General features: G+C 46.3%; 14 protein-coding genes and 1 pseudogene. All 15 read right to left on the reverse strand.

Annotation, left to right across the window (positions count from 1 at the left end; translation table 11 throughout):
- Positions 1-24: 24 nt before the first annotated feature.
- The 15 genes and pseudogenes from ftsZ to mraZ all read right to left on the reverse strand — a co-directional run bounded on the left by ftsZ (position 25) and on the right by mraZ (position 16,658).
- A complete protein-coding gene (gene ftsZ, locus CKO50_RS03030; RefSeq protein ID WP_095726952.1) occupies positions 25-1,263 on the reverse strand; it encodes a cell division protein FtsZ in 1,239 nt (412 codons plus the stop codon).
- A gap of 21 nt (positions 1,264-1,284) precedes the next feature.
- A complete protein-coding gene (ftsA, locus tag CKO50_RS03035) occupies positions 1,285-2,517 on the reverse strand; it encodes a cell division protein FtsA (RefSeq protein WP_010605798.1) in 1,233 nt (410 codons plus the stop codon).
- Positions 2,514-3,299: a cell division protein FtsQ/DivIB gene (locus CKO50_RS03040; RefSeq protein ID WP_095726953.1), complete on the reverse strand. Its 786-nt coding sequence runs from the start codon at positions 3,297-3,299 to the stop codon at positions 2,514-2,516. Before CKO50_RS03040 ends, ftsA begins: the two co-directional genes overlap by 4 nt.
- A 1-nt stretch (position 3,300) precedes the next feature.
- A complete protein-coding gene (locus tag CKO50_RS03045; RefSeq protein WP_095726954.1) occupies positions 3,301-4,212 on the reverse strand; it encodes a D-alanine--D-alanine ligase in 912 nt (303 codons plus the stop codon).
- Complete coding sequence (gene murC / locus CKO50_RS03050; protein ID WP_095726955.1) at positions 4,209-5,642, reverse strand: UDP-N-acetylmuramate--L-alanine ligase; 1,434 nt, start codon at positions 5,640-5,642, stop codon at positions 4,209-4,211. Before murC ends, CKO50_RS03045 begins: the two co-directional genes overlap by 4 nt.
- A gap of 8 nt (positions 5,643-5,650) precedes the next feature.
- Complete coding sequence (murG, locus tag CKO50_RS03055) at positions 5,651-6,718, reverse strand: undecaprenyldiphospho-muramoylpentapeptide beta-N-acetylglucosaminyltransferase (RefSeq protein WP_095726956.1); 1,068 nt, start codon at positions 6,716-6,718, stop codon at positions 5,651-5,653.
- Positions 6,715-7,890 carry a cell division protein FtsW gene (ftsW, locus tag CKO50_RS03060; protein ID WP_010368646.1) on the reverse strand — a complete coding sequence of 392 codons (1,176 nt, stop codon included), beginning with the start codon at positions 7,888-7,890 and terminating at the stop codon, positions 6,715-6,717. Before ftsW ends, murG begins: the two co-directional genes overlap by 4 nt.
- Positions 7,887-9,207: pseudogene (gene murD / locus CKO50_RS03065) on the reverse strand (UDP-N-acetylmuramoyl-L-alanine--D-glutamate ligase). The gene ftsW and the pseudogene murD overlap by 4 nt, the downstream one beginning before the upstream one ends.
- Positions 9,207-10,289, reverse strand: coding sequence for a phospho-N-acetylmuramoyl-pentapeptide-transferase (mraY, locus tag CKO50_RS03070; RefSeq protein WP_010368649.1), 1,083 nt, complete (start codon positions 10,287-10,289; stop codon positions 9,207-9,209). Before mraY ends, murD begins: the two are co-directional and overlap by 1 nt.
- An 18-nt stretch (positions 10,290-10,307) precedes the next feature.
- Complete coding sequence (gene murF / locus CKO50_RS03075) at positions 10,308-11,666, reverse strand: UDP-N-acetylmuramoyl-tripeptide--D-alanyl-D-alanine ligase (RefSeq protein ID WP_095726957.1); 1,359 nt, start codon at positions 11,664-11,666, stop codon at positions 10,308-10,310.
- Complete coding sequence (locus CKO50_RS03080; protein ID WP_095726958.1) at positions 11,663-13,126, reverse strand: UDP-N-acetylmuramoyl-L-alanyl-D-glutamate--2,6-diaminopimelate ligase; 1,464 nt, start codon at positions 13,124-13,126, stop codon at positions 11,663-11,665. The genes murF and CKO50_RS03080 overlap by 4 nt, the downstream gene beginning before the upstream one ends.
- On the reverse strand, positions 13,119-14,933 hold the full coding sequence (locus tag CKO50_RS03085; RefSeq protein WP_095726959.1) for a penicillin-binding protein 2: 1,815 nt from the start codon (positions 14,931-14,933) through the stop codon (positions 13,119-13,121). Before CKO50_RS03085 ends, CKO50_RS03080 begins: the two co-directional genes overlap by 8 nt.
- Complete coding sequence (ftsL, locus tag CKO50_RS03090) at positions 14,930-15,253, reverse strand: cell division protein FtsL (protein ID WP_095726960.1); 324 nt, start codon at positions 15,251-15,253, stop codon at positions 14,930-14,932. Before ftsL ends, CKO50_RS03085 begins: the two co-directional genes overlap by 4 nt.
- Positions 15,253-16,185 carry a 16S rRNA (cytosine(1402)-N(4))-methyltransferase RsmH gene (gene rsmH, locus CKO50_RS03095; RefSeq protein WP_095726961.1) on the reverse strand — a complete coding sequence of 311 codons (933 nt, stop codon included), beginning with the start codon at positions 16,183-16,185 and terminating at the stop codon, positions 15,253-15,255. The genes ftsL and rsmH overlap by 1 nt, the downstream gene beginning before the upstream one ends.
- A 14-nt stretch (positions 16,186-16,199) precedes the next feature.
- Complete coding sequence (gene mraZ / locus CKO50_RS03100) at positions 16,200-16,658, reverse strand: division/cell wall cluster transcriptional repressor MraZ (RefSeq protein WP_010368661.1); 459 nt, start codon at positions 16,656-16,658, stop codon at positions 16,200-16,202.
- Between the last annotated feature and the right edge of the window lie 384 nt (positions 16,659-17,042).

The following is a 17,042-nucleotide window of genomic DNA, read 5'->3' on the forward strand; positions in this document are numbered from 1 at the left end:
CTTTGTTTATTTTTTATACCAACTTTAGTCTGACTGCTTACGTAAAAAAGCCGGAATATCGAAGTAGTCACCTTTTTCTTTACTGTCGTTGCCTTTCGCGCTTGTTGAACTAGTCGTTTGTTGTGGCTTCTGTTCTTGCACTTGTGGTGCTTCAGCTGGTTGCTCAGGTTCTGGCGCTGACGTTTGTGGTTGCGTAAAGCTTGGCACATACATGCTCGTTTGTGAGCTAGTTTGTGTGCCACCTACCGCATCCGAGCCAGAAGCTTGTCTAAAGCTATTGTCTACAATACCAAATTGTGGGCGACGGTCACCACCTAAGCCTGTAGCAACCACCGTCACTCTTAGCTCTTCGCTCATTTCAGGGTCAATAACAGCACCTACTACCACAGTCGCGTTCTCAGACGCTAGCGCTTTAACGTGGTTACCAACGACCTCAAACTCTTCGATAGTAATGTCCATACCCGCGGTGATATTAACCAAAATACCTTTCGCGCCAGTTAGATCAACATCTTCTAAAAGCGGGCTAGAAATCGCGGCTTCCGCTGCTTCTTGTGCACGATCAGGACCTGTTGCCGAAGCCGTCCCCATCATTGCAGTACCCATTGCTGACATCACGGTTCTCACATCCGCAAAGTCAACGTTGATTAGACCTGAGCGTGTGATAAGCTCTGCAATACCTTGTACCGCGCCATAAAGCACATCATTTGCTTTAGCGAAGGCATCTAGCAGTGTAGTCCCTTTACCAAGAACTTTAAGCAATTTGTTGTTTGGAATTGTAATAAGTGAATCTACAATTTCTGACAACTCAGCAATACCTTGCTCAGCCGCAGCCATGCGCTTTTTACCTTCAAGATCGAAAGGACGCGTTACTACAGCCACAGTCAAAATACCAAGTTCTTTTGCTGCGCGAGCAACTACAGGTGCGGCACCGGTACCTGTACCGCCGCCCATACCGGCTGCGATAAATACCATGTCTGCGCCTTCAAGGCTGCTCTTGATGGTTTCTAAATCTTCTTCTGCTGCGCTGCGGCCCACTTCTGGGTTTGCGCCGGCCCCAAGACCTGAAGTAATTTGAGTACCTAGCTGTACAGTAATATCCGCTGACGAACGACGTAACGCTTGTGCGTCAGTGTTCGCTACGATAAAACGTACGCCTTCAATTTCTTGGTTTACCATGTGTTCTACAGCGTTACCGCCGCCGCCACCGACACCGATGACTTTAATGACAGCTTCTTCGCTGTGCTGTTCCATAATATCAAACATCTTCACTCTCCGACTTGAGTATTAAAACTCGCCTTGGAACCATTTTGTAACACGGTTCCACCAACTCCCCTCTGCATCTACTTTCGACTTCTGTGCATTCATCGATTGTAGTGAACGGCCGTATTGTAACAAACCTACCGCCGTTGCATATGCAGGGTCATCCACATAATCTGTTAATCCCTTAATGCCAATTGGTTTCCCTATTCTTACTGGCATTTGGAATATATCTTCTGCGACTTCTTGTGCACCTTGCATCTTGGCGCTACCGCCTGTGATAACAAGACCTGCCGCAATTTGATCTTCAAAACCTGAGCGACGTAATTCTTCTTGTGCAAGCTCAAACAGTTCTCTAAATCTTGGCTCTACCACTTCAGACAAAGTATGACGAGACATTACCCGAGCTGGACGCCCACCAACACTTGGTACTTCGATGGTTTCTTCACTTGATGCCATTTGGCTCGACGCGAAGGCATATTGTACTTTCAGAGACTCGGCATGCGAAATAGGTGTTCTAAATATTTTTGCTATATCGCCTGTGACCTGATTGCCCGCAACCGGGATCACGGCAGTATGACGCAACGCTCCATTCACATAAATCGCAATATCCATGGTGCCACCACCGATATCTAATACCGCAACACCAAGCTCTTTTTCATCTTCGGTCAACACCGAGTAACATGACGCCAAAGCGTTAAACGTTAATTGGTCTACCTGTAAACCACAGCGCTCAACACACTTTTCAATATTCTTTGCCATGTCATTCGAGCACGTAATGATATGTGCTTTCGCTTCCATCCTTACGCCACTCATACCCAGAGGGTTTTTGATCCCCTCTTGCATGTCGATGCTATATTCTTGCGGCAATGAGTGCAGCATTTTGCGTTCGGCAGACATAGGTACAGAACGTGCAATGTGAATAACATTGGCAATATCATCGTCTGTAACTTCAGCATTGTTTATTGCCACCACGCCACTTTCGTTTTGACACTGAATATGTTTACCTGAGATCCCCAAATAAACCGAGCTTATTCTGCAATCAGCCATTAGCTCTGCTTCATCTACAGCGCGTTTAATAGACTCAGAAACGAGGTCTAAATCGTTTACCCCGCCCTTATCCATGCCGTGAGACTCTTGGCGTCCGACACCGACAATACTAAGTTGATTGTCCACAGTGATCTCCCCAACTGTGGCGACGACCTTTGATGTGCCAACATCCAATCCAATCACTAAGTTTCTTTCTGCCGACTTTGTCATGCTTCACTCTTGTTATTTTGTTGTTCTTGCTGCTCAGTAGGTTCTTTCCAACTCACTGCCAGTCCCGTGTCGTAGCGTAAATCAATGACATCGATTACTTTACCTTCAGGGCGTTCCATACGTGGATACACGTCAATAAAACGTTGTACTCGTTTGGCTTTATCTTCACGCCCTAAATTTAAGCGGATCCCATTGTCCAGCCATAGCTGCCAAGCAAATCGTTCTGAAAGCGCTAAACTTTCCAACGTAAACTGATTTACCGCCAACAAAGCTTTAAACTGCTTAAATGTTTGCCATGCTTCTTCAGCACTTCCTTCAGGGCCGTATAATTCAGGCAGCCCTTGCGGCAATTTGTTACTACTCGCTTGGAATACTTCGCCATCATCATTGAGTAATGAATCGCTATTCCAATGCGCAACCGGCTTATGTTCTACTACATAGACTTGCAGCGTATCCGGCCATTGTTTTCTGACTGACACTGTCGCAATCCAAGGCAAAGACTTTACTGCCTTGTGGACTGCTTTTACATCAAGCTCAAAAAAACTATTTAAATCTGCGGTTTTAATTGCCGCCACAATGTCATCTTCATTGGTGTAATGTGGTTTACCGAGTACTTTGAGTGTTTTTATTTGCGCATCATGATGTGCAACTAACCAATCACTTACCCAGTATGTTCCTCTTACCAATGTAAAAATCACCACAAAGAAGAAGCTAAGTCCCCAGAAAAGGGGCCAGTTCACTCTTGAACTGATCAGCTTCAACCCTGCTAAAAATGCTCGCATATTAAAGCGTTTGCTCCAAAATGCGAACAACTAATTGCTCAAAACTTACACCCACCGCTTTTGCTGCCATCGGCACTAAAGACTTTTCGGTCATACCAGGTACGGTATTTACCTCAAGTAGATAGAAATGACCTTGCTCATCTTGCATAGCGTCAACGCGTCCCCAGCCAGTGGCACCAACCAATTCAAAAGCATGCTTTGCCATCACTTGTAATTGATCAGTGTGTGCAGCGCTAATATCCGCCGGACAATAATACTCTGTACTATTAACTTGGTATTTCGCTTCATAATCGTAAAAACCACGAGGCGTACGCATTTCAATAACAGGCAATGCCTCTTTACCAAGCATAGACACGGTAAACTCACGCCCAGTGATCCATTGTTCAACGAGCACTTGATCGTCAAACTTAAAGGCATTATTTAATGCCGCAGTCAAGGTTTCTTCGCTGTCTGCCTGAGCCATACCTATGCTTGAGCCTTCATGACTTGGCTTTACCATGACTTTGCCAAACTCAGCGATTAGCGCCTTAGCATCAAAACCCGTCTCTTTGCTCACGACAGCATAAGGTGCCGTACTTAACTTGGCAGACTGAAATAAATGCTTACAGCGGACTTTATCCATTGCAAGCGCACTACCAAGTACACCGCTCCCTGTGTATGGTATCCCCATAAACTCAAGCGCACCTTGAATAGTGCCATCTTCACCGCCACGGCCATGTAGTGCAATGAATACGCGATCCACACCTAGGTCTTTCAGTTGCCATAAATTACGTTCTGCTGGATCAAAAGCAATCGCATCTACACCTTGACTAACGAAGGCATTTAACACTGCATTGCCGGATTTTAGCGACACCTCTCGCTCTGCTGAACTACCGCCAAGTAATACGGCTACTTTTCCAAACTGACTACTCATAATTCACTCTGTTTTAACTGCGCTATCGATAGCCCGGTAGCGGCTAACTGCTTCACGATTTGACCTATATTGCCGGCCCCTTGCGTCAACACTAAATCACCATCTGCCATGGTGCTTGCCAACACTTTCGCCAATTCACCATGGTCACTAATATGGATCGGCTCAACGCCACGTTGGCGGAGACTACGACACAAACTTTTACTATCCGCACCAACGATGGGCGCTTCACCGGCACTATATACATCTAACAGCAGTAGTTTATCAACATCGCAAAGCACTTTTACGAAATCTTCATATAAATCGCGTGTTCGACTATAGCGATGTGGCTGATAAATCATAACCAAACGCTTCTCAGGCCAACCAGACTTAGCAGCTTTTATCGTCATCGCGACTTCAGACGGGTGGTGACCATAATCATCAACCAACATCACCTCACCCACTTCATTATTGAATGAGCCGTAATGCTGGAAGCGACGTCCTACACCTTCAAAGTTGGCTAACGCCTGATAAATCGCTTCGTTTTCAATATTGTGATCTTTTGCAACCGCAATAGATGCCAGCGCATTCAATGCGTTGTGCTTACCCGGCATATTTAGCTTCACTTCAAGTAACTCACCGTCTTTGGTTCTGACTTTAAAGTGTGATTCACTTTGTGTTTGCTTGAAGTCCAATAACTGATAATCCGCATCGTTAGCCTCACCATACGTGATGGTCGGCCTTGCAAAGCGTGGCAATAATTCTCTCACGACTGGCGAATCAATACACACCACCGCCAGACCATAAAATGGTAAGTTATGGATAAACTCGATGTAGGTGTCTTTCATTTTTTCGAAGTCACCCTCGTAAGTATCCATGTGGTCTTCTTCGATATTTGTTACCACCGACACCATCGGCTGCAAATGCAAAAACGATGCATCACTTTCATCCGCTTCTGCGATAAGGTATTCACTGCTGCCCACTTTGGCATTACTACCAGCACTATTGAGCAAGCCACCAATAATAAAGGTTGGATCCAGCTCAGCCCGCGCAAAAATACTCGCAATCAGGCTCGTCGTTGTGGTCTTACCATGTGTTCCAGCTACCGCAATCCCGTGACGAAAGCGCATCAACTCGGCGAGCATTTCGGCGCGACGAACGATTGGCGTACGGTTTGCTTTCGCCGCTTGGATCTCTGGGTTTTGGTCGTTGATTGCACTCGATACCACAACCACATCGGCCATTTTTACATTTTCAGCTTGGTGGCCGATAAAGATCTCGGCGCCCATATTTGTTAATCGCTCTGTCATCGTACTTTTGGCGATATCTGAGCCTGTAATTCGGTAACCTTCAAAGGCCAGCACTTCTGCAATCCCACCCATACCAGCACCACCAATCCCGATAAAGTGGATGGTGTTGATACGTCGCATTGCTCTTCTGCTTGAAGCTTCCATTTAATATCCTAGTTCGATAATTCTGTACAAATTTGGGCAACTTTCGCTGTTGCCTCCGACTTACCGCATTGTCTCGCTTTTGCTGCCATCGTCGCAATTTTTTGCGGTTCAATAACAAGTGGCTGCAGTGTCGTTGCTAGTGTTTCTGGCGTCAGTGCAGTTTGCTGTAATATATAAGCAGCCCCAGCCGACACTAAAAATTGCGCGTTAGCCGTCTGGTGATCGTCAACGGCATGTGGGAAAGGCACAAAAATCGCCGTTTTCCCAGCTGCGGCTATTTCACTCACGGTAAGCGCACCGGCGCGGCAAATAACCAAGTCAGCCCAAGCGTATGCGGCATCCATATCATGAATGAACTCGCTGACCTCAGCATTAATGCCTGCACTTTCATATCGTTGTTGTGTATCGTCTTGGTTATGTTTACCGCTTTGATGACGAATATTTAATCCGATACTGGCCACCTGTTGCTTTAGTAACTTAAGTCCTTCTGGCACGGTTTCATTCAGTGCTTTTGCTCCCAATGAACCACCGACAATTAATAGATTTAACGGCACTGAAACCGGTTTATCGCTAATCTCAGCAACACTTGCACGTACCGGATTCCCCACAACCTGCGCGAGCTTTTCACTGAATGCGCCGGGAAAACCAGTCAATACGCGACTTGCAATTTTCGCCAGCAACTTATTGCTCATACCCGCAACCGCATTTTGCTCATGGATCACCAAAGGGATCCCAAGCAGTTTCGCAGCAACACCTACAGGGCCAGTTACATAACCGCCCATAGCTAACACCACATCAGGCTTACGCTGTTGTAAAATACGCTTTGCTGCAAGTACCGCTTTTAAAACCATAAATGGTGCGGTTAGTAATCGTTTGAGTCCATTACCACGGACGCCTTTCATGGCAATGAAATCAATTTCAAAGCCGTAACGCGGCACCACGTCGGCTTCCATTCTGTCCGCAGTGCCAACCCAGCTCACTTGCCAAGCCTGCGCTTGTAAAAATTGTGCCACTGCAATACCTGGAAAAATATGTCCACCTGTACCGCCCGCGACCACTAGAAGACGTTTAGTCATCGTCTACCTCCACGGGATGTTGCCTGTCTTGTCGACATTTTTGTCTCAAAGTCTATGCGCTGTAAAATACCTGCCGCAATTGTCATCACCCAAAGACTCGACCCACCATAAGAAACAAACGGCAGCGTTAAGCCTTTAGTGGGTAAAATACCAGCGCTCGCGCCAATATTAACGACTGCCTGAAAGGCAAACCAAATACCAATGCCCAGGGCAAAATACCCTTCGTATTCTTTGCCTGCTTTAAGGGCCTTTTGCCCGATAAAGAGCGCTCGAGTAACCAATACGCCGAGTACAATAATTATGCTAAACACACCAATAAAGCCCAGCTCTTCCGCTATTACAGCAAAAATAAAGTCATTATGTGCTTCCGGCAAATACTGTAGCTTTTGTATGCTATTACCTAGGCCTTGACCAAACCAGCCACCTTGGCCGTATGCCATTAGTGATTGTACCAATTGATAACCGGCACCAAACGGATCTTCCCAAGGGTTTAAAAAGCCCACGACACGCTTCATACGATATGGCTCAATGATGATAAGCAGTACTACCAAAGAGACACCGGTAAGCATTAAGGTAAAAAACTGCCAAAGCCTTGCACCGGCTAAAAACAACAGGCCAACGGTCGTTACAAACATAACTACCACAGTGCCTAAATCCGGCTGCATCAAAATTAAGAACGCATACACCGCAAATACAATCATTGGTTTGGCGAAGCCTTTGATGTTTTCTTGTACTTCATCGCGTTTACGTACCAAATAGCCAGCAATGTAGCTGAAGAAAAATAGCTTAGATGCCTCCGCAACTTGCAAACCAAAAGGACCAAGCGGGATCCAGCGTCTTGCACCATTTACTTCGCGACCAATAATGAGTACCGCCACTAACAGTACCAAACCAAAAAGCAGTAAATATGGATTACTGCGTTTCCACCAAGTCATTGGCACACTCGTCGCAAACCAAAAGAGAATAAACGAGCCCACTAAAAAGATAACGTGGCGAATAGTAAAGTGAAAAGGATTATCAAATAGTCGCTCGGCGACCGGCATAGAAGCACTTGTCACCATCACAAATCCCACTCCAATAAGCATGAGCATGCAGTACATCAAAGGTACGTCAAATAAGCTCTCGGACTGGCGAGGCGTTAGCGCCTCTTTGATATCAGCGACGTTAATCAAGCATGTTCCCCCACTAAACGGACGAACTCATCCCCACGCGCCATATAGTTTGGATACATATCTATGCTGGCGCAGGCTGGTGCTAGTAACACAATATCACCATTGGCCGCTATCGTTTTTGCCGCCAATACCGCTTCTTCCAGATTGTTGACCTGATGGCTATTGCGCAGTAGTGGCATAAACTGTGCGCCGTCTTGTCCGAAACAAAATAGCGCTTTGCAATGCGTAGTGAGTGGCGTCTTAAGCGGTGAAAGGTCTGCGCCTTTCGCATCCCCACCCACGATCAAAATAATATTTTTGCGGCCTGAAGCCAAAGAATCAATAGCGGCGACCGTCGAGNACATTCGTTGCCTTTGAATCGTTGAAGTAACGAACCCCTGCAACATCGGCAACCAACTGACAACGATGAGGTAACCCCGTGAAACTCGCAAACGCGCTGGAAAATGCCTGCATAGGCAATTGCATCGGCGCTAATAACGCCAATACTGCCAAGGCGTTAAATTGATTATGTCGCCCCACCATCGCCAACGTTTTTACCGCTAGCAGTGGTGTTTGTTTGTGTGCAAAATGCGGCTCACCGTCAAAGGTCATTAAGTGATAATCCCCCTCAGTGAGGGATACACTGCTGCCTTGCCCATGCTGCGCAAAGGTATAATGATCTTCAGCATTAAAGACAATATGTTCAACATGTTGGTAAATACGTTGCTTCGCTTCAATATAAGCTTGAAAATCAGGATAGCGATCCATGTGATCTTCAGTAATATTGAGGATCATTGCCGACAAACAAGTCAAGCTATGCGTGGTTTCAAGCTGAAAACTAGACAGCTCGAGTACATAAACATCATGTGGCTGCTCTAACAACGACAGCACAGACGTACCAATATTGCCGCCAAGCCCAACTTTCAATCCCGCGGCTTTCAATACTTCTGTCGCAAGCGTAACGACGGTGGACTTACCATTAGAGCCCGTGACGGCAATCACCGGACGGGTATTGAGGCGTGCAAATAGCTCGATATCGCCTATGACTTCAACGCCTTCGGCAATGGCTGTGGCAACGCTCTGTTCAAATAACGGGATCCCTGGGCTGATGATAATCAGATCCGTTTGCGCCAAAGCGGCATCAGCAAGATTGCCAAATACCGCTTCACATTCAGGTGCGTTGTGACTTAGCCAGTCCGAGCCCGGAGGCACTGGACGACTATCAACCACTTTTGGATTAATACCGTGCGACAGCAGAAAACGCACAATCCCCTGTCCTGTGACTCCAAGTCCCAGTACCGTGACATGCTTTTTCTGTAATTGCTCAATATACGTCATTATCTAATCTTCAACGTCGCAAGACCGGCCAAAACCAAGATAATCGAGATGATCCAAAAACGGACTATCACGCGTGGCTCAGGCCATCCTTTTAATTCGTAATGATGGTGAATAGGGGCCATTCTAAAGATCCGCTGACCTCTGAGTTTGTAAGACCCTACCTGTAAAATGACGGATAATGCCTCCATCACAAATACACCGCCCATAATGATCAGCACTAACTCTTGGCGTACTAAAATAGCGATGATCCCGAGTGCACCACCCAACGCCAATGAACCCACATCGCCCATAAAAACTTGTGCCGGATAGGTGTTAAACCATAAGAAACCAAGGCCTGCGCCGACAATCGCCGTACATACCACAACCAGTTCACTCGTGAGTGGTAAATGAGGAATATGAAGGTAGCTTGAGAAGTTCGCGTTACCAGTCACGTATGCAATAATCGCGAGTGCTGAGGCAACCAAAATGGTCGGAACAATGGCAAGACCATCCAAACCATCAGTCAGGTTAACTGCGTTTGACGTACCCACAATCACAAAGTAACTCATGACCAAATAGAACAAACCAAGTTGTGGTAATACATCTTTCAAAAATGGCACGACTAGCGTGGTTTCCGCAGCGCTGGTAGACGTAAAGTACAAAAATGCCGCCGTAGAGATCGCAATAACCGACTGCCAAAAGTATTTCCAACGTGCGATTAGGCCTTTACTGTCTTTTCTGATCACCTTGCGGTAATCGTCCACGAACCCAACAATACCTAAGCTGCCAATGACAAATAACGTCACCCATACATATTTGTTGCTAAGGTCGCCCCACAGTAGCGTACTGGTAAAGATCGCAGCAAGAATTAACAGTCCACCCATAGTTGGGGTACCCGACTTGGACAAGTGCGATTCAGGGCCATCATCACGCACGGTCTGACCAATTTGCATGCGCTGTAATGCAGCGATGAGTTTAGGGCCAAAATACAACGAAATCATTAAGGCCGTTAAAATGCCTAAAATCGCCCTCAACGTAAGGTAAGAAAATACGTTAAACCCAGAATAATATTGGGTAAGATACTCGGCTAGCCAAACTAACATGATACTTCTCCTGTCTCGCTATCCGACTGGCCAGCGTTTACNGAGCAGTTCCATCCGCGCACTACGTGATCCTTTAACGATAACGGTGCATTGTCCTGATTGCTCGGCCAATACAACCCGTAACGCCTTCATTAAGTTCTCGCGAGTCGAGAAATGACGATTTGGCTTTTCAAATACATTGCTAGCGCTGCTACTCAGCACCCCCAATGAAAACAATTCATCAATGCCTTGCTGCTTAGCATACTCGCCGACTTCACGGTGATATTCGCGAGCATCTTCACCCAGTTCTGCCATATCACCCAACGCCAATACTTTATAGCCAGACATAGACGCCAGTAAATCAATCGCCGCGTTGACAGATTTCACGTTTGCATTGTAGGTGTCATCGACGACACGCAACGTGTCCGAGACTTGGATCATGTTGACACGGCCCTTTACTTCAGCCATTTTTCCAAGACCCGTTGCCACCTCACTTAAGCTTGCGCCAAGCTCGGTTGTCAATGCAGCCGCAATCAACGCATTGCCAACGTTGTGCTGGCCACTAAGCGGTAAACTAATGGTGGTACGCTCTTCTCCCAGACATAGCGTGAAGGTAGGGCGAGCTAGCTCATCCAACTCAATTGCTTCCACCCAAATATCAAGCTGAGCATTTAAGCTATAACGTTTCACTTTAGAAACAGCTAAGCTTTCCTGCCACATCTGAGCATAATCGCTATCCGCATTGATGACTGCGACACCGTCAGCTTTTAGGCCTGAGAAAATCTCACCTTTCGCTTTTCCTACGCCATCAATTGAACCAAACCCTTCGATGTGGGCTGGTGCGACATTACACACTGTCGCCACGTCTGGACTTACTAATGCAGTGGTATAAGCAATTTCACCCAAGTGGTTAGCGCCGAGTTCTATCACCGCATACTCATCATCTTCACTCAAGCGCAATAGCGTCAACGGTACCCCAATATCGTTATTAAAATTACCCTTCGTCGCAAGGACTTTGCCTTTTTGCGCCAAAATCGCCGCACACATTTCTTTCACTGTGGTTTTACCGACACTGCCGGTAATTGCAATGGTTTTAGGGGCAACAGTTTCAATTACTGCTCGGCCAATTTGGCCTAATGCAATACGCGTATCTGCAACCACAAACTGTGGCAAATCAATATCTTCATCAAGCTCAGAAACAATAGCTGCAATGGCACCTTGCGCTTTGGCCACATCCAAAAAGCGGTGGCCGTCAAAGTTAGGCCCTTTCAGTGCTAAAAATACCTCTCCAGACTGTATTGTTCTGGTATCAGTATTAACATTGGCGACCGCCAAATTCTCCCCGTCGTAAGGGGTTTTTAAGACTGCTGCAAGCCAAGAAAAATCTATCTTGATCATGCCTTCTCCCCTCGTAAAATCGCTGCAACGCATTGCCTATCACAAAAATCAATGCGCTCAGTACCTATAATTTGATAATCCTCGTGCCCTTTCCCCGCAATCAGCACCACGCTGTTTTCATCAGCTAGGTCTATCGCGTGTTGAATGGCTAGCCCTCTATCTGGCTGGCAGACAGCATACTCAGGGTGGATGAGTCCTGCCTTAACGTCGTCAATGATTAAATTGGGATCTTCGCTTCGTGGATTATCACTGGTGATCACCAGTTTATCTGCATATTTCTCTGCAGCTCGCGCCATTTCAGGACGCTTACCTTTATCTCTATCACCACCGCAACCAAACACACAGATAAGATTGCCCGGAACATGTGCTCGCAAGGCTTGTAGTGCAAGTGCCAAAGCGTCTGGGGTATGAGCATAATCAACAATACACGTAGGCTTTTCAGGGGCACTAAATGGCTGCATGCGGCCTGCAACTGGCGCGAGTTGGCTGCAAGCTTCGCTTAATGCTTCAAGACTTGCACCTTGCAATAATAGAGTCGCAATCGCAGCAGCTAAATTATAAAGATTAAACTCACCATACAGTGGCACACTGACTTCACATTCACCCCAGCTGGTTTTTAACGTCGCCGTTAAACCGTTTGGGTGTGCCGACACGGCATCAAAGAATACGTATTGTTGATAGCTATGCGCTTCACTCCAGCGACCGTAAACAACCACAGTGTCGTCGCCGAACTCAGCGGCCCAACTTGCACCCACTTCGTCGTCAATGTTGATGACTTTGCGATTTGGCGCACAGCGAGTGAATAGCAGTTTCTTGGCTTCTGCATAGCTTTGCATATCACCGTGATAATCTAAGTGATCGCGCGTCAAGTTGGTGAAAACAGCCACATCAAAGTCGCATTCGTCAACTCGACCTTGCACCAAGCCATGGGAAGAGACCTCCATCGCGACTTGATCATACTGTTGCTGTAAAAACGCTAAAATACGTTGTAAATCTACGTTTGACGGCGTGGTGTTTGCCAGCGGAATAAGACTGTCTGGTTGACCATAACCAAGCGTACCTATCACAGCCCCTGCACTACCGGTTAGGCTAGCTAAATTGGCAATCATTGCTGTCGTGGTAGATTTACCATTGGTGCCAGTAACGCCTGTGAGTTTGAGCTTTTTACTCGGGTATGCATAAAACTGCGCTGCAATTGCCGCCAATTTATCGGCAAGATTATCGATAAAAATCGCTTGCTCTGGTGCGACATTAAGCTCGCTTCCCGTTTCTGCAAGCACACATTTAGCGCCTTGCGCAACGGCACTAGCGGCATATTTAGCACCGTCTTGGGCATGACCTTGCAGTGCAACAAAACAATCACCCGGCTCAATCGCTCGACTGTCTATGCGCAGATGCTCAACCTCAACAGGGGCAATATTGACACCATAATCACCGAGTACCTGAGCCAGATCACGCATCGTTATCTGCTCCTGAAATATAAGCCACACGCTCTTTATCAGGTGCTACATTTAAAATTCTCAGTGCATTAGACATGATTTCAGCAAATGCAGGCCCTGCGGTTTGACCACCATAGTAAACGTCTCCCGCTGGTTCATTGACCATCACCACAACCGCAAGCCTTGGGTCGCTTACTGGTGCAACGCCCGCAAAGTAACCAACGTACTCATCACCATAGCCACCCGCAACCGCTTTTTCTGAAGTACCTGTTTTACCAGCGGCACGGTATCCGTCAACTTTAACATTACGAGCCGTGCCACCACGTTCGAACACAGATTCCATCATTTCTACCACGGCATGCGTATCTTGCTCGCTAAAAATACGCTTACCTTCAGGAATTTCATCCTGCTTCACAATAGTGAGTGGTCGCAAGATGCCGCCTGCTCCAAACATGGCGTAAAGTCTCGCCATTTGTGCGGTGCTTACTGATACTGCGTAACCATAAGAGAGTGTTGCGATTTCAAAGTTAGACCAACGGCGGTTTGGATAAAATAGACCTGCGCTTTCACCAATCATATTTGAGCCCGTTGGTTCACCAAAACCCACTTGTTGGTATAAATTGATAAAATACTCTTTTGGCAACATTTGCGAGATCTTCGCAACTCCCATGTTACTGGAGATTTTAAGGATCTCTCTTAAGCTCAGCTCACCATTGTTGCGAGTGTCTTTCACTAAGCCACCACTTAAGTTCATCCAGCCCGGATAAGTATCTATCGTGTCTGTTGCCTTAACTACACCATAATTTAAACCAGCCAATACCGCTAAAGGCTTTAAGGTTGAACCGGGTTCAAATAGGTCTGTCATAGCACGATTGCGACGTTTATAAGGTGCGGCAGTACTTAGATCGTTAGGATTAAAGCTTGGGCTATTCACCAAAGCTAAAATTTCGCCAGTGTGTACATCAACAACTATCGCCGATCCTGATGTCGCTTTATAGCTCAGTACCGCCGACTTTAACGCCCGATAGGCAATGGCTTGGATCCGTAAATCGATACTCAAGTAAACATCTTCTGGCTCAACACGCTGCTCTTCTGAGAGCACTTGCACTTCACGACCTTGCGCATCTTTACGAATGGTACGTTTACCAGCGGTACCGGTTAGTGCTGAGTCAAACATGCGCTCAACACCTTCAATACCTTTACCGTCGATATCTGTTACACCAATCATGTGTGCCGTTACTTCGCCGCTTGGGTAAAAACGTTTGGACTCATCAAGCAAGTGCACGCCCGGCAGGCGCATTTGACGAATATAGTTGGCAACAACCGCCGTCACTTGACGCTTCAAATAGACAAAACGACGGCTTGGGTCTCCCCTAAGCCGCTCATCGACATTTTCTGGTTTGAGTCTGAGTACATCTGCAAGCTCTTTCCACCTGAGCTCATCATCGTACCAAGCTTGTTTCCGTATTTTCAGCTCAGCATCGTTTTGCTCTAACGCTTTATAATCTTCACCTTCTTTACGGGCTTTACGTAACACTTTCTTGGCAAGTGCCTTATCAATGGCAAGGGGATCTGCATAAACGCTCACAACAGGCACACTCACTGCCAGCTCTTTGCCATTACGGTCGAAGATCATGCCTCGTTGGACATTGAGTTTCTCAACCCGTACAGTGCGCTTATCATTTTCTTCAATGGCCTTATCGGGCTCAATTACTTGCAAAAATGCAGCGCGTGCAACAAGTGTCATAAAAACGGTGAGCATCACGCCGCAAACTAGAGCAAAGCGCCAGGTGATAATAGATTGAGTTTTTTGCTTTTGTTTATTCATGGCAGCACAATCACCTGTTCATCTTTACTGGTTGGGCGTTTCATCTCTAACTGCATCTTGGCTATCTCTTCTATCCTTGCATGCTGAGAGTAAAACTCTTCTTCCACAACGAGGTAACGCCATTGTAGGTCTAACTCATCACGCTGTTGTAATAACTCATCCTGCTGTATCAATTGCTGGCGAGTTAAATGGGTAATTTGCACTACCGCGAGTGCGGAAATCAAAATCGTAAGCAGCAAGAATGCCGTCAACTTATTAGCAATGATGTAATAGCCTATTTCTGCAAATAGGTTTGGTTGACGTTGCTTACTTGCATTCACTAGAGCTTCTCCGCCACTCTTAATACTGAGCTTCGCGAGCGTGGATTTTGTGCAATCTCTGCATCGCTAGGCTTAACGGCTTTACCCACTGCCTTTAAGGTGAGATTTTGTTTAAGTTGTTCATCCGTTAAAGGCAGACCTCTGGGTATCGCCTCTCCCTTACTCTGCTTCTTAATAAACTGCTTTACAATGCGATCTTCTAGAGAATGAAACGAGATCACCACTAACCGACCACCAGGTTTTAATACCTCAAGTGACGCTTGCAATGCAGTCTGAATTTCTTCTAACTCGCTGTTAATATAAATACGAATGGCTTGGAAAGTACGAGTTGCAGGATGCTTGTGTTTGTCTTTGACAGGCACAGCTTCATCTATCAATTGCGCTAATTGCGCTGTCGTTGTAATCGCGGTGTGTTCACGTACTTCAATGACTTTACGAGCAATACGAGTGGCAAACTTTTCTTCGCCATACTTTTTGATCACGAATACCATTTCTTCAAGCTCTGCTTCAGCTAGCCACTGTGCAGCGCTGCGACCTGAATCTGGATCCATTCGCATATCCAGCGGCCCATCTTTCATAAAGCTAAAGCCACGGTCTGCATCATCAAGCTGAGGTGAAGACACACCAATGTCCAACAAGATGCCATCAACCTGACCTAAGATACCGGCTTGTTCCGCGACAGATTTAATTTGCGAGAAGCGACTGCGCGCAATCGAAAAACGCGCATCATCGGCAAACTTCTCAGCCGCCTTAATCGCTTGAGGGTCTTGATCTATGGCTTGTAAACGCCCAGTCGACAACCTTTTGAGGATTTCACCTGAGTGCCCACCACGACCAAACGTCCCGTCGATATATATACCTTCAGGGTTAATTGCTAGGGCATCTAGGGTTTCGGTCATTAATACCGAAATATGCTTAAACTCTTCGCTCATTAATTTATTTACCCCTACAAGGAAAAGTTTTCCAGTTCAGGGCTTTCCTCAAAGTTTCCTGAGTGTTCAATCTCGGTATCCGCTTGCATTTGCTGATACCAGCGTTCTTCGTCCCAAATTTCAAATTTATTGAGTAACCCAACTAGCATGATCTTTTTGCCTAATTGCGCATGGGATCGCAATGAAGGCGCCAGTAAAATCCGGCCATTTTTGTCTAGTTGGTATTCTGTAGCATGACCTAGCAACATCCGCTGCCAGCGTCTCACTCTGGGATTGGTATTAGAGATGCGACTTAGTTTGGTCTCAATTTCTAGCCATTCGGAGAGTGGGTAGAGCCACAAGCACGGTTCATTGATCGCAATAGTACAAATAACAGTTCCCTGATCTTCGGACAGCAGCGGTTGGCGGTACTTAGTCGGTACCGCAAAACGCCCTTTGTCATCCAAAGCTAGCGAACTTGCACCTCGAAACATGCGTGATCCTATTTCTAAGTTGGTTGATCCAGTTTGATCCACTAAAACCCACTTTTTACCACAGAAGAACAGTCTAGGGCTTGACAAGCACTTTTGTCAAGCTCAGTCGGTACCTTTAACGCCTTTGAAAGCCAGAAAAATCGCGGGATTTGTGGAAGATTATGAATTTTGTGGAAAAAAGTGGAGCGATGAAAAAATGCCATTTTTTTTGACCGGATAACCACCTCATACTTTCAAATTAGAAATTAAAAACTCCATTTGTTAACCCTTGCTTAAGGATGCTTTTACAGCTGAATTATTTATGCAAATTTGCTTGGTTGTCCCTACTTGATTCGGTATCATTCGCGCTCTCTGATCAGCTCCATAGGTGGGATTATTCTGAAA

Source organism: Pseudoalteromonas sp. HM-SA03, assembly GCF_002289345.1.
Classification (GTDB): domain Bacteria; phylum Pseudomonadota; class Gammaproteobacteria; order Enterobacterales; family Alteromonadaceae; genus Pseudoalteromonas.